At 64.5% G+C, this 13,862-nt stretch carries 13 protein-coding genes; 7 read left to right on the forward strand and 6 right to left on the reverse strand.

Going from position 1 to position 13,862, the window contains the following annotated elements; all coding sequences use genetic code 11:
- Positions 1–111: 111 nt before the first annotated feature.
- Positions 112–1,152: an LLM class flavin-dependent oxidoreductase gene (locus tag C163_RS10925; RefSeq protein WP_025338791.1), complete on the reverse strand. Its 1,041-nt coding sequence runs from the start codon at positions 1,150–1,152 to the stop codon at positions 112–114.
- 75 nt (positions 1,153–1,227) lie between these two features.
- Positions 1,228–1,713: a flavin reductase family protein gene (locus C163_RS10930; RefSeq protein WP_003259250.1), complete on the reverse strand. Its 486-nt coding sequence runs from the start codon at positions 1,711–1,713 to the stop codon at positions 1,228–1,230.
- Between the two features lie 317 nt (positions 1,714–2,030).
- Between C163_RS10930 and C163_RS10935 the strand changes: the two genes are divergently transcribed.
- A complete protein-coding gene (locus tag C163_RS10935) occupies positions 2,031–3,437 on the forward strand; it encodes a cytosine permease (protein ID WP_025338792.1) in 1,407 nt (468 codons plus the stop codon).
- A 137-nt stretch (positions 3,438–3,574) separates the two neighbouring features.
- Here the strand turns inward: C163_RS10935 and C163_RS10940 are convergent, their stop codons facing one another.
- Both C163_RS10940 and C163_RS10945 read right to left on the reverse strand, forming a co-directional pair.
- Entirely contained in the window at positions 3,575–5,200 is a 1,626-nt protein-coding gene (locus tag C163_RS10940) for a methyl-accepting chemotaxis protein (RefSeq protein WP_025338793.1), read from the reverse strand.
- A gap of 234 nt (positions 5,201–5,434) precedes the next feature.
- The gene (locus C163_RS10945; protein WP_025338794.1) at positions 5,435–6,637 is read right to left on the reverse strand and encodes an NAD(P)/FAD-dependent oxidoreductase; all 1,203 of its coding nucleotides are present in this window, start codon (positions 6,635–6,637) and stop codon (positions 5,435–5,437) included.
- 258 nt (positions 6,638–6,895) lie between these two features.
- On the opposite strand from C163_RS10945, the gene C163_RS10950 reads away from it, so the two are divergent.
- Positions 6,896–7,435 (forward strand): Rrf2 family transcriptional regulator, encoded by a 540-nt coding sequence (locus C163_RS10950; RefSeq protein WP_025338795.1) that lies wholly within the window; start codon positions 6,896–6,898, stop codon positions 7,433–7,435.
- A gap of 123 nt (positions 7,436–7,558) precedes the next feature.
- Here the strand turns inward: C163_RS10950 and C163_RS10955 are convergent, their stop codons facing one another.
- Entirely contained in the window at positions 7,559–8,470 is a 912-nt protein-coding gene (locus C163_RS10955; protein ID WP_025338796.1) for an AraC family transcriptional regulator, read from the reverse strand.
- Between the two features lie 102 nt (positions 8,471–8,572).
- Here C163_RS10955 and C163_RS10960 point away from each other — a divergent pair, with 102 nt between their 5' ends.
- The 5 genes from C163_RS10960 (at position 8,573) to C163_RS10980 (ending at position 13,062) form a co-directional block, all read left to right on the forward strand.
- The gene (locus C163_RS10960; protein ID WP_003259243.1) at positions 8,573–9,133 is read left to right on the forward strand and encodes a carboxymuconolactone decarboxylase family protein; all 561 of its coding nucleotides are present in this window, start codon (positions 8,573–8,575) and stop codon (positions 9,131–9,133) included.
- A gap of 99 nt (positions 9,134–9,232) precedes the next feature.
- A complete protein-coding gene (locus tag C163_RS10965) occupies positions 9,233–10,297 on the forward strand; it encodes an acyl-CoA dehydrogenase family protein (RefSeq protein ID WP_025338797.1) in 1,065 nt (354 codons plus the stop codon).
- On the forward strand, positions 10,294–11,115 hold the full coding sequence (locus C163_RS10970) for an ABC transporter ATP-binding protein (protein ID WP_025338798.1): 822 nt from the start codon (positions 10,294–10,296) through the stop codon (positions 11,113–11,115). Before C163_RS10965 ends, C163_RS10970 begins: the two co-directional genes overlap by 4 nt.
- Entirely contained in the window at positions 11,102–12,307 is a 1,206-nt protein-coding gene (locus C163_RS10975; protein WP_025338799.1) for an ABC transporter substrate-binding protein, read from the forward strand. Before C163_RS10970 ends, C163_RS10975 begins: the two co-directional genes overlap by 14 nt.
- Complete coding sequence (locus C163_RS10980) at positions 12,307–13,062, forward strand: ABC transporter permease (RefSeq protein ID WP_025338800.1); 756 nt, start codon at positions 12,307–12,309, stop codon at positions 13,060–13,062. Before C163_RS10975 ends, C163_RS10980 begins: the two co-directional genes overlap by 1 nt.
- A 97-nt stretch (positions 13,063–13,159) precedes the next feature.
- Here the strand turns inward: C163_RS10980 and C163_RS10985 are convergent, their stop codons facing one another.
- Entirely contained in the window at positions 13,160–13,846 is a 687-nt protein-coding gene (locus C163_RS10985; RefSeq protein ID WP_025338801.1) for a GNAT family N-acetyltransferase, read from the reverse strand.
- Positions 13,847–13,862: the final 16 nt, after the last annotated feature.

Raw genomic sequence — 13,862 nt, forward strand, 5'->3', positions numbered from 1 at the left:
GCGGGCAAGCCCGCGAAAAGGCCGGTGCAGGCTTCAAAAAAAAGCCCGCTCACGCGGGCCACAGGGCCCACGGGAGCGGGCGCGTCCCGCAATGTTTCAGGTAATGGGAAATCAGGCGAACGCCGGCACCACTTCCTTGATGAACAGCTCCAGCGATTTCTTCTTCTCGGCATGGGGCAGGCTGTTGTCGCACCAGAAGCTGAACTCGTCGACGCCGAGTTCCTGGTAGTACTTGATACGCGCGATGATCTCTTCCGGCGTGCCGATCATGGTGTTCTTGCGGATGTTTTCCAGCTCGAACGCCGGCACTTCGGCGAACTTCGATTCCGGGCTCGGCTCAAGGAAACCGTTGACCGGGGTGGTCTTGTTGCCGAACCAGGCATCGAAGGTGCGGTAGAAGCGCGAGATGGCCTGGGCGCCGACTTTCCAGCCTTCCGGCTCGGCCGGGCTGTGCACGTGGGTGTGGCGCAGCACCATCAGTTGCGGGCGCGGCACGCCCGGGTTGTTGTCCAGGGCAGCCTGGAACTTGTTCTTCAGGTCCAGCACTTCCTCGTCACCCTTCATCAGCGGGGTGACCATGACGTTGCAGCCATTGGCCACGGCGAAGTTGTGCGAGTCCGGGTCGCGGGCGGCGATCCACATCGGTGGGGTGGCGTTGAACGGCTTCGGCACGCTGGTGGATGTGGGGAATTTGTAGACTTCGCCGTCATGGGCGTAGTCGCCTTCCCACAGCTTGCGCACCACCGGCACCATTTCGCGCAGGGCCTTGCCGCCGTCGGTGGCCGGCATACCGCCTGCCATGCGGTCGAATTCGAACTGGTAGGCGCCACGCGCCAGGCCCACTTCCATGCGGCCATTGCTGATCACGTCGAGCAGGGCGCATTCCCCCGCCACGCGGATCGGGTTCCAGAACGGCGCGATGATGGTGCCGGCGCCCAGGCGGATCTTGTCGGTGCGCGCAGCCAGGTAGGCCAGCAGCGGCATCGGGCTTGGCGAAATGGTGTATTCCATGGCGTGGTGTTCGCCGATCCACACGGTGCTGAAACCGCCGTTCTCGGCCATCAGGGTCAGTTCGGTCAGGTCTTCGAACAGCTGGCGGTGGCTGACCTGTTCATCCCAACGTTCCATGTGCACGAACAACGAAAATTTCATGGGGCTTTCCTCAACGCTTGAAAGGGGCTGGCGCCAGGCAGGGTTGGCACCAGCGGTCTCGATTCAGAATAGGCTTCAGGCAAAGGCCGGCAGGCTGGCCATTTTGCCGCGGCAGTACACCATCGGCCGTGGCGCCTCTTCAGGGACGATCAGGTTGTGCACCTTGCCGACCATGATGGCGTGGTCGCCACCTTCGTATTCGCGCCACAGTTCGCATTCGATGACCGCGGTGGCACCGGCCAGGATCGGGTTGCCCAGTTCGCTCAGGGACCACTCGATGCCACTGGCCTTGTCCTTGCCCTTCTTGGCGAACGCATAGGCTTCGGCCTGCTGTTCACCGGACAACAGATGAATGGCGAAGCGCTTCTGCCGGATCAGCACGGGGTAGGAGTCGGAGGTGTAGTTGGGGCAGAACAGCACCAGCGGCGGGTCCATCGACAGGGAGGAGAAGGCGCTGGCGGTCAGGCCGACGACCGAGCCATCGTCGTCCAGGGTGGTGATGACGGTAACGCCGGACGGGAAGGAGCCCAGGACATGCTTGTAGACGGTTGCGTCGATCATCTGGTGTACCTCTATAGGGCTGCGGTGGTCCGCGGTTTTTATCGTTGATGTGTCTGATGGTATACCGTAATACCTATTTTGCAAGCGGAATTTTCAAGCGAGGATATTGCGCGATGAACGGCTCAAGCCCGCGTATACCGTGGCTTTGAGCGGTGAGGCGGTTTGCCGCAGGGGTTGCGCGAGCGGATCAGTGGGCGTTTTTTCCTACGGATCAGTGTTGTCAAAAGTTTGGAATACCATAATATGGTCCGCAGCTGAGAGGCCGCCTAGATGCGGTTTCCTTACAAAGATAAAAACGACCTTTCGAGCTGAATCCTATGTCCCAACCGTCGTCGCAACACCAGTTTGTCGAGAATCACACGGTCGATTACGTTCCACCTGCCGAGCGCCACGGGAAGGCGCGCGACCTGTTCACCCTCTGGTTCAGTACCAACATCGCGCCACTGCCCATCGTCACCGGCGCCATGGTGGTCCAGGTGTTCCACCTGAACCTGTTGTGGGGCCTGGTCGCCATCGTGCTGGGCCATCTGGTCGGGGGCGTGGTCATTGCCCTTGCTTCTGCGCAGGGACCGCAGCTGGGCATTCCGCAAATGGTGCAGAGCCGTGGCCAGTTCGGCCGCTACGGCGCCTTGCTGATCGTGTTCTTCACCGCGCTGATCTATGTCGGTTTCTTCATTTCCAACATCGTCCTGGCGGGCAAGACCATCCACGGCATCACCCCGAGCGTGCCGATGCCGGGCGCGATCGTGATCGGGGCGCTGAGTGCCACCGCCATTGGCGTGATTGGTTACCGCTTCATCCACATCCTCAACCGCATCGGTACCTGGGTGATGGGTTCGGCGTTGCTGGCCGGTTTCATCATGATGTTCGCCCAGGAACTGCCGGCCGACTTCTTCAGCCGTGGCGCTTTCAACCTGTCGGGCTTCATCGCCACCGTGTCGCTGGGCACCATCTGGCAGATCAGCTTCTCGCCGTATACCTCCGACTACTCGCGCTACCTGCCGCGTGAAGTGGGCATTGCCAAGCCGTTCTGGGCCACCTACTTCGGCGCTACCCTGGGCACCATCCTGTGCTTCAGCTTTGGTGCGGTGGCGGTGCTGTGCGTGCCGGAAGGTACCGATGCGATGGACGCGGTCAAGCAGGCCACCGGCTGGCTGGGCCCGATCCTGATGGTGCTGTTCCTGCTCAACATCATCAGCCACAACGCCCTCAACCTGTATGGCGCGGTGCTGTCGATCGTGACCGCGATCCAGACCTTCATCGCCGAGTGGACGCCGAGCATCAAGGTGCGGGTGGTGCTGGCTGCGGTGATTCTGGTGGGCTGCGGCATGGTCGCGCTGAATGCCTCGGCGGACTTCATCGGCCAGTTCATCGGCCTGATCCTGGCACTGCTGCTGGTACTGGTGCCGTGGGCGTCGATCAACCTGATCGACTTCTACCTGATCAAGAAGGGCCAGTACGACATCGCCTCGATCTTCAGTGCCGACGGCGGCATCTATGGCCGCTTCAACCACCACGCGATCATTGCCTATGCCTGCGGCATCCTGGTGCAGCTGCCGTTTGCCAATACGTCGCTGTATGTGGGGCCGTATTCCAATATCGTCGAAGGGGCTGACCTGTCGTGGCTGTTTGGCCTGCTGGTGACGGTGCCGCTGTATTACTGCCTGGCGACCCGGGGCAAGGCTGCCGAGAAGGCGGGGCGTGTTGTGAGTGTCAATGACTGATAGAGCGTTGTTGCTGTAACAGGGGCTGCTTTGCAGCCCATTCGCAGCGCAAGGCTGCTCCTACAAAGGAATCGCGTTGCATGTAGGAGCAGCCTTGTGCTGCGAATGGGCCGCAACGCGGCCCCGGCTATTTCGGCTCAAACCTTGAACTGCGCCACCAGGCCATTCAGGTCCACCGCCAACCGCGACAGATCCTGCGCCGCCGCACTGGTCTGGTTGGCCCCCGCCGATGTCTGCATCGCCAGGTCGCGAATGTTCACCAGGTTGCGGTCCACCTCCCGCGCCACCTGCGCCTGTTCCTCCGAGGCGCTGGCAATGACCAAGTTGCGCTGGTTGATCGAGGCAATCGCCTCGGCAATCACCTCCAGCGCCTGACCGGCGCCTTGCGCCACCTCCAGCGTGCCGCTGGCGCGGCCCTGGCTGCTGTGCATCGCCGTCACCGCCCGCTCGGTACCATTCTGGATCCCGGCAATCATCTGCTCGATCTCGGCGGTCGACTGCTGGGTACGGTGGGCGAGGGCGCGCACCTCATCGGCCACCACGGCAAAGCCACGGCCCGCCTCGCCGGCGCGGGCCGCTTCGATGGCGGCATTCAGCGCCAGCAGGTTGGTCTGCCCGGCAATCGCGCCAATCACGTCCAACACGCGGCTGATCTCGTTGGCATTGTTGGCCAGCTGTTCGATCTCGGTCGAGGTGCCGGTCACATCAGCCACCAGATGCTGGATGGAAGCCAGCGCCTGGTTGACCCGGTCGCGGCCATCCCGGGTGGTCTGGTCGGCGCCCTTCGAGGCGTCGGCGGTGCTGACGGCATTGTTCGCCACTTCCTCGACCGCCGCAGTCATCTGGTTGACGGCGGTGGCCGCCTGGTCGATCTCCGCGCTTTGCTGGTGCAGGCCGCGGCTGGTGTCTTCGGTGACGGTGTGCAGTTCTTCCGAAGCCGAGGCCAACTGGTCGGACGAGGCGGCGATCTTGCGGATGGTGTCGCGCAGGCTGCCCTGCATGCGGCCCAGGGCGCGCAGCAGCAAGGCTGGCTCGTCGCGGCCGATTACACGGATGTCCTGGGTCAGGTCGCCGGTCGCCACGCGCTCGGCCACGCTCACCGCATCGGCCAGCGGCACGACGATACTGCGAGTGAGCACGGTGGCAATGGCGACCAGGGCCAGCATGATCACCAGCAGCGAGACAATGATCGCGGTGAACGCTTCGTCAGCCACGTCGCTGCTGCGCTGCGAGGCCTGTTCGGCACCTTTGCCGTTGTAGGCAATCAGCGCCGCCATGGCCTGCATCATGCTGTCGGCGCGCTGGGTCAGGGGACCGTTGATCTGCTGCCTGGCGTCTTCCATGCGGCCAGCAACTATGTCCTGCAGTACGCGTGCTTGCAGCTCGAGATATTGCTGGTGCGCGCTATTGAAGGAGTCGAACAGGGCGCGGTCATCGGCGGCGGTGATGGTACCTTCGTATGCCTTCAGGCCATCCTTCATCTTGGCATTGGTGTCGTCGAGCAACTGCAGGTTGCGGCTGCGTTCGCTGGGGTTGTCGTCCAGTGCGGTACGCAGGGTGAGGGCGCGGGCGCGGCCAAGGTTGCTGCTGATTTCGCTCAGGGCCACCACGGCGGGCATCCAGTTGACCCGGATTTCGTCCGTGGCCTTGTCCATCTGCCGGGTTTCATAAAGTGCGGTAAGGCCCATGAACAGGACCAGGATACCCAACAGGGCGAACACGCAGGCAGCGCGAATGCCGATCTTCAAATTCCTTAATTGCATGACATGCTCCTTGACGGTGGCGTGCAGGCCCTCAGGAGCTTGGGCGGATGGCCGGGTCACCGGGTGTGGCGCCAGGCTCTGGAAGCGCTGCGGATTCAGTTGTGTGCCTCACCCTCTTGAATTCTTTTTGATTTGAATGATGCCATATGGCCATCATTTTCGAACAGTCATTTCATGTCATGACATCAAATGACAAAACCGCCAGCAGGCGGCGGTTTTGTCGGATTGCTGCGGTCAGACGATCGCGATCAGCGGGTCGGCAGCGGCCAGCGCCAGGGCGCGATCAGCCGCTGGCGGGTAGATCCACACCGAGTTGATCTGGCGCTTGAGGTCTTTGCCTTCCTGGCCGTGCAGCTTCAGTTCGCGCTCCCAACCCTCGCTGAACGTCGCGCCCCATTCGCCCAGGTCCAGGCAGGTGACGTACTTGGGCTGGCGGTACACCACCGGCTGCAGGCCGAGCAGGTCGGCCGCGGCGTTGTTGCCGGAGTGGCGGCCCATGGGGATGGCGTGCTGGCAGGTCATCAGGGCGTGGTTGCCCAGCTCGTCCACAGCGGCCCAAGCGGTGTCGCCCGTGGCGTACACATGGTCCTGGCCCAGCACCTTCAGGTGGCCGTCCACTTTCAGCCGGCCGAAGTTGTCGCGCTCGCCGGCAACCTGTGCGGTCAACGGGCTGGCCTTCACGCCAACGGTCCAGATCACGGTGTTGCTGGCGATATGCTCGCCATTGTCCAGGGTAACGCCACCGGCATCGACAGCCACCACCGAAGCCCCGGCCTTCCACTCGACCCCGGCCTGTTCGCAGGCGGCGATGATCGACGGCGTGATACCGGCGCCCAGCGCCGCACCAACTTGCGCACCGCGGTCGACCACCACCACCCGCACCGCTGCACTGGCGCCGAGGATGGCACGCAGGCGGGCAGGCATTTCCGTGGCGGTTTCAATACCTGTGAAGCCACCACCGCAGACCACCACGGTGTTGCGTGCAGGCGAAGCGGGCAGGGCGGCCAGGCCGACCAGGTGCTGCTCCAGGCGCATGGCCGACTCCATCTGGTCGACATCGAATGCATGTTCGGCCAGGCCAGGCACTGCCGGGCGTGCGACCTGGCTGCCGGCGGCGAGGATCAGGCGGTCGTAGGCGATCTGTTGCCGGTGCCCCTGGGCGTCGGTGTAGCTGACGCTGCGCCCTTCGGTATCGATGCTGTCGGCGTTGCCCGGAATGAAGTGAATGCCCACGGCTTCGAACAGCTCGCCCAGCGGGGCCTTCATGCCGTGCACGTCGGCCTCGTAGAAGCGCGGGCGGATGCGCAGTTCAGGCTGCGGAGCGAGGACGCTGATGTTGATGTCGGCACGCTGGGCCTGATCGAGCAGGCGCGCAGCGCTCAGGGCGCTCCATACTCCGGCAAAGCCGGCACCGATGATGAGGATGTTCGATTTCATGAAGGTGCTCCGCAAGGTTCGAAAGGGGCTTCGAGGGCGGGTTGTGTGCCTCTCGAATAACTACGACTGTATTGATCGTAGTTTGTGGGCGCAAGTCTTTTTTCCAGCAGGCCGACACCCTGCAGCACCATTTCGTGGCTCGAATAGCTGTATTTACTGGGCTTAAGGGGAAAACAAGGCCGACAGACGGCAGCTTTGCGCTTTGCGGTGCGGATGCTATCGGCGTATTATTTGCGACAAGATTGGTCGGAGATAGATATGTCGCTCTACAGTGCTGGCGTCGAATACGGTATCCATTGCCTGCTGTTCCTGGTGGACGAGCGGGGCGACTCGCGCGAGTCCAGCGTGCGCGACCTGGCGGAGTTGCAGGGTGTACCCCAGGAGTACCTGGCCAAGGTCTTTACCAAGCTGGCCCGTGCCGGTCTGGTGGCCGCCACCGAGGGCGTGCGTGGCGGCTTCCGGCTGGCGCGGCCGTCGGATGAAATCACCGTGCTGGATATCGTCAATGCCATCGACGGGCCAAAGAAGATCTTCGACTGCCGCGAAGTTCGCGAGCGTTGCAGCCTGTTCGAGGGTTCGCCGCCGGGTTGGGCGACCGAGGGCACCTGCGCGATCCATGCGGTGATGCTGGGTGCGCAGAAGCGCATGGAAGAGGCCCTGGCGCAGCAGACCATCCTAGATCTGGCGCGGCGGTTCGGGCGCAAGGCGCCGGCCGAGTTCGGGCAGAAGGTCAATACCTGGATGGGTGAGCGGCGGGAGGGCAAAGGGGCAGGGGATATTCCGGTCAGTCAGGTCTGAATCTGCTGCCTGCACTCTTCGCGGGCTTGCCCGCTCCCACAGGAATCGCACAATTGCTGAAATCTGTGGGGTACCTGTGGGAGCGGGCGAGCCCGCGAAGAGGCCGGCACAGAAATAACCCGCTCAGCGCCCCTCATGCTGCCGCCGATACGCCCCCGGCTGCACCCCCACCGCCTTGGCAAACGCCCGGGTAAACGCCGCCACCGACTGATATCCCACCTGTGCCCCTACCTGCTCCACGGTATGCCCTGCCCGCAGCAACTGGCTGGCATGGCGCATGCGCAACGCCAGCAGTACTTGCCCCGGCGACTGTCCCGCCAGTTCATTGAAACGCTTGAAAAACGCCGACCGCGACAACCCGGTGCAGGCGGCCATGCTTTCCAGCGTCCACGCTTGCCCCGGTTGCTCGATCAGCTGCTCCAGCAACCCGGCAAACGCCGGTTGCCGGGCGAGGGCGACCAGCCCGCCCAGCGATTGCCCGGCATGCACCTGCTGGCGCAGCACATACAGGAACAACAAGTGCGTCAGCCGCTCCAGCAACGCCTGTGACGGCCCGGCGGCGCGCCGGCATTCCTCCAGGATCAGCTCGAACAACGCCCGCGCCGCATGCCCGGCCGGTTCATCGGCGCGCAGCAATATCCAGTCGGCCAGGCCGTCGACGATCAGCGCCGACAAGCCCGGCTTGAAGTGGAAGAAACCACATACCAGCCCCACGCCATCGACCGCATCGGCGTCCATGGGCTGCATGTGTTGGCGTGGCTGGGCGCAGGCACTGGCCGGGTCCTGGTCGCTGGCCAGGCGATAGCCGAGGTCGCGTAGCAGGAACACCGCATCGCCAGCCTCCAGGCGCAGTGCCTCGGGCTGGCCGTCGATGTGCAGCCAGCAATGCCCTTGCACCACCAGGTGGAAGCTGGCCCGGCCCATGCCTTGGGTGCTGGCGTGCCAGCCGCCGCAGTAGCGGCCCACATGGAACAGGCTGGCATCGAGCTCCAGGCCTTCTAATAACCAATCGACAAGGTGGCTGGACGAAATCATCTAATGCAAAGACTCAAGAGCAAGGAAAGGCGACTGATGAATATGGAGGGTAGTTCTTATAACCAACAGACTGTAGTGACACCCATCAAAGGAGACCACTCCATGTCCTCGCGCATTACTTTACACACGCTGCAGAGTGCCCCGGAAGCGGCCCGTCCGTTCCTCGAGAACGCCCAGAAGAATTCCGGCTTCATCCCCAACCTGCTGGGCGTGCTGGCCAATGCCCCGGCGGCGCTGGAAACCTACGTGACCGTTTCGGCACTCAACGGCAAAGCCGAACTGAGCCTGGCCGAGCGTGAAGTGGTGCAGCTGATTGCCGCCACCCAGCATGGCTGTGACTTCTGCGTGGCCGGCCACACGGCCGTGGCCCTGAACAAGGCCAAGCTGCCGCAGGAGGTGGTCGATGCCCTGCGTGCCCGTGGCGAGCTGCCCGATGCCCGGTATGAAACCCTGGCCGCGTTCGCCCGCGAAGTCATCGCCACCCGTGGCAATGTCAGCGAGGCCACTTACCAGGCCTTCCGCGCAGCCGGTTTCAGCGAAGGCAACGCCCTGGAGGTGATTCTGGGCGTGAGCCTCGCAACCCTGTGCAACTTTGCTAATGTGTTCGCCCAGACGCCGCTCAATGACGAGCTCGGCAAGTACCGCTGGCAGCCTTCTGCATGATCCGCGCGTGACACCGGTCGTACCGCGATCGTTGTAGGAGCGGCCTTGTGCCGCGAATGGGCCGCCAAGCGGCCCCGGCGTTTTCAAAGGAGCAAGACCATGCAAGATTGTGCATTTCGACACTGGCTGGATGCCAATGCCGAGGCCATTGACCGGGGCCAGTGCGAGCCGCAGCTGGTGCTGGCGCAAATCGCCGAATCGCAGCTGCTGCGGGTCGGTGTCGACCCGGCCCTGGGCGGCACGGGCGGGCAGGTGACCGACGCGGTCGAGGCCATCGCCGCGATCGCCAGCCGCTCGCTGGCAGCGGCGTTCGTCTGCTGGGGCCAGCGCGCCTTCATCGAATACCTGTTGCACAGCCCCAACCAGCCCCTGCGCGAGCACCTGTTGCCGCGCCTGCTGACTGGCGAACTGGCCGGTGCCACCGGGCTGTCCAATGCCATGAAGTTCCTGTCCGGCATCGAAGCGCTGCAGGTGCGCGGGTGCCCGCAAGCCGATGGCTGGCAGCTGGAAGGTCGCCTGCACTGGGTGACCAACCTGCGCAAAAGCGGCTTCGTGGTGGCTGCGGCTATCGAAGACGAAGCCGGTGGCGCACCGTTCGTGCTGGCCATTCCGTCCGACGCGCAGGGCCTGGAGCGCTCCGACGACCTGCAACTGATGGGCCTGCAGTCGAGCAACACCGCGGCACTGGCCTTCCACCAGGTGCAATTGCAGCGTGGCTGGTTGCTGCACGAAAATGCCCGTGAGTTCCTGCCCCGGGTACGCCCGGCGTTCCTGGCGCTGCAGTGCGGCATGGCCATTGGCCTGGCGCGGCGGGCGCTGGCGGAAGTGCAGGCACACCTGCATGGCCGTGCCTCGTTCCTCGACGAAGCACGCCAGGTGCTCGGCGAGCGCCTGGAAAACACCGTGAGCGAGCTCAAGCAGGGCCTGCTCGATGGGCGCTTCCAGCAGCAGCCGGCAGCCTTGTTCAAGCTGCGCATCACCCTGGCCGAAAGCGCTGCCGACGCCGTGCAACTGGAGTTGCAGGCCAGTGGTGGCAAGGCCTACCTCAGCGAGTATGGCGAAGGCTTTGCCCGCCGCTGGCGCGAGTCGGCCTTCGTGCCGATCGTCACGCCCAGCCTGGTGCAACTGCGCGCCGAACTGCAACGCCAGGCGGGCGCGGCATGAGCCAAGTGTTGCTCGAAGCCCGCGACATCAGCCTGGGCTACCCGCGCGAGGGTGGCTGGCAGGCGGTGCTGGCGCAGTTCGACCTGCAGCTGGCCCCTGGCGAAGTGGTGACCATCCTCGGCCCCAGCGGGGTCGGCAAGTCCAGCCTGCTGCGGGTACTGGCCGGCCTGCAGCAGCCCCGCGGTGGCAGCGTGACCCTGCACGGCCAGCCGCTGCAGGGCCCGCACCCACGCCTGGCGGTGGCCTTCCAGGACCCGAGCCTGTTGCCCTGGTTGAGCCTGGAGAAGAACGTTGCCTTCGGCCTGGACTTCGCCCGCCAGCCAAAACTTGCCGCCGCCGAACGCCGCGCACGCATCGACCATGCGATTGCCGCGGTGGGCCTGGCCCATGCTCGCGGCCAGTACCCGGCGCAGTTGTCCGGCGGCATGGCCCAGCGCACCGCGCTGGCCCGCTGCCTGGCTCGCCAGCCCGAAGTGCTGTTGCTCGACGAGCCGTTCGGCGCGTTGGATGAAGTGACCCGGGCCGACATGCAGCAACTGCTGCTGCAACTGATCGCGACCCACAACACGGCGGCGGTGCTGATCACCCACGATATCGACGAAGCCCTGCTGCTGTCCGACCGGGTCCTGCTACTGGGCAACCACCCAGCGCATACCCTCGGCCAGTGGCGCATCGACCTGCCGCAACCACGGACGCAGCGGGTCGAGGAACTGGGCGCCTTGCGCATCGAAATTCTCAAAACCCTTCGGCGGGCAAGCCGCACAGTCGAACCTACCCCAACCCCGTTGCCCTCGGAGGCTGTCCATGTGCATGGATGACTGCTGTTCCTCTTCTTCGCGTCGCGATTTCCTCAAGCTCGGCGCCATGCTCACGGCCGCCGGAGCACTGCCGTTGCTGTCGAGCCTGCAGGCCCGTGCCGCCGCCGAGCCGGACGCGCCAGTGCGTATCGGCTACCTGCCGATCACTGACGCCACGCCGCTGCTGGTGGCGCACAACAACGGCCTGTTCGAGGCCGAAGGCATCAAGGCCGAGCGCCCGGTACTGCTGCGCAGCTGGGCGCAGGTGATCGAGGCGTTCATCTCCGGCCAGGTCAACGTCATCCACCTGCTGTCGCCGATGACCGTATGGGCCCGCTACGGCAGCAAGGTGCCGGCCAAGGTGGTGGCCTGGAACCACGTGGGCGGTTCAGGCCTGACCGTGGCCCCGGACATCAGCGACATGAAACAGCTGGGCGGCAAGACCGTGGCCATCCCGTTCTGGTACTCGATCCACAACGTGGTGCTGCAACAGATGCTCAACGACAACGGCCTGACCCCGGTGTCGAAGCCGGCCAATGCGCCACTGGCCGGCAACGAAGTCAACCTGCTGGTATTGCCGCCGTCCGACATGCCGCCGGCGCTGGCCAGCAAACGCATCGCTGGCTATATCGTCGCCGAGCCATTCAACGCCCTGGCCGAGAACCTCAAGGTTGGCCGCGTGCAGCGCTTTACCGGCGATGTGTGGCGCAATCACGCCTGCTGCGTGGTGTTCATGCACGAGCACGACCTGAACAACCGCCCGGAGTGGTCGCAGAAGGTGGTCAACGCCATCGTCAAGGCCCAGCACTGGACCCGTGACCACCGCGCCGAGGCCGCCGCATTGTTGTCCAAGGCCGGCCCCAACAGGTACACCCCGCATGAACCAGCGGTGCTCGGCAAAGTGCTGGCCCCGGCCGCCGAGGACCGTGCCGGTTACATTGCCAGTGGCGCCATTCGCCACCAGCAGTGGGACGAAAAGCGCATCGATTTCCAGCCTTACCCGTTCCCCAGCTACACCGAAGAGCTGGTCAAGCGCCTGAAAACCACCCTGATCGAGGGCGACAGCGCGTTCCTGGCCGGCCTGGACCCGGCACAGACCGCCCGCGACCTGGTCGACGACCGCTTCGTGCGCAACGCCATCGCCAGCGTTGGCGGGCCGTCGGTGTTCGGCATTGCCGATAACTTCGAGCGTAGCGAGGAGTTCGCGGTCTGATGCGCACGCATGTCGTTCATGCCGGCCTGGGGCTGGCCGGGTTGCTGGGATTGTTGCTGTTGTGGTGGGCCGGTGTCGCGCTGTTCGGCCAGGCCGATGGCCTGTCGGCGCGCTTTTCGCCGGCAGCGACCCTGGCCAGCCTGATCGAGTTGCTGGGGCAGGGCGAGGTGTACGGGCATATCTGGGTCAGCCTCAAACGTATCCTGGTCGGGCTGCTGCTGGCGTTGCTGATCGGCGTGCCGCTGGGCTTGCTGGTGGGCAGCTACCGGCACCTGGAGGCTGCGACCACACCGGCGTTCCAGTTCCTGCGCATGATCTCGCCGCTGTCGTGGATGCCGGTGGTGGTGATGCTGATGGGCGTGGGGGACCAGCCTATCTACTTCCTGCTGGCGTTTGCCGCGTTGTGGCCGATCTTGCTGAACACGGCGGCCGGGGTAAGGCAGCTGGACCCACGCTGGTTGCAGTTGAGCCGCAGTTTGAGTGCCACGCGCCGGGAGACCTTGTGCAAGGTGATCGTGCCCGGGGTGATCGGCCATGTGCTGACCGGCGTGCGACTGGCCATCGGCATCCTGTGGATCGTTCTGGTGCCGTGCGAAATGCTTGGGGTGAGTGCGGGGCTGGGGTACTTCATTCTCGATACCCGTGACCGGCTGGCGTATTCCGAGCTGATGGCGATGGTGCTGCTGATCGGGGTGCTGGGGTTTGTGCTGGATGCCCTGGCGCGTGGGCTGCATCGGCGTTGGGTGCATGGCTGAGGGGCCAGTGGGGCTTCTTCGCGGGCTTGCCCGCTCCCACAGTTTGGCCTTGTGAAATCCCTGTGGGAGCGGGCGAGCCCGCGAACAGGCCCTTGGGTCAATGCACGGTCTTGCGCTGCCGTACACACTCCTGGGCCTGAGCGGTCAGTTCGTCCAGCCGCTCATCCCGCATCTGTTCCGCTTCGATCATCGCATCCTCACCCTGCTGGTTGAGCAGGTAGGTATGGATCTGCATCACTTCCGCCGTCTGGTAGATCGGCGCAATATCCAGTCGCCCGATCAGCGCGCCGCTAGCCCGCCCGGTACTGCTCATCAGTACCTGGGGCCCATTGGCGGCCACCACCTGCATGCCCATCGCCTCGAACCACGGCACCTGGCTGGCAAAGGCATTCAGCTCGACGCAGGCGTGGCGTGCCTGCAGGTCGCCCAGCAGGGCGCGGGCGATGCCCTGGCGACGATGGCTGGCGCGCACGGCGAGGAATGCCAGGGCGCAGGCCTGTTCATCGTCCTCGGCCGGCAGCGACAGGGCAAACCCCAGCAATTGGTCCGGTGCCTCGGCATCCAGCGCCAGGGTCAGCGTCACGGCCAGGCCGCGGGTGCCGTCCAGTGCTTGCAGGTACTGGTGCACCTCCATGCCGACGCCGTACTGGTAAAGCGGGTACAGCGGGTTGTCGGCACTGATGGCGACACTGCTCAGTTCGCCGACGTGGTGGATCACCAGTTCGCGGATCTGGTTCTGGAAAGATTCAGGCGGCACGCTGTCGAGGCGGCTCAGGATGAACATCGGGGGGCGGGCTCCG

It is taken from the genome of Pseudomonas sp. FGI182, from assembly GCF_000511325.1.
Taxonomy (GTDB): domain Bacteria; phylum Pseudomonadota; class Gammaproteobacteria; order Pseudomonadales; family Pseudomonadaceae; genus Aquipseudomonas; species Aquipseudomonas putida_Z.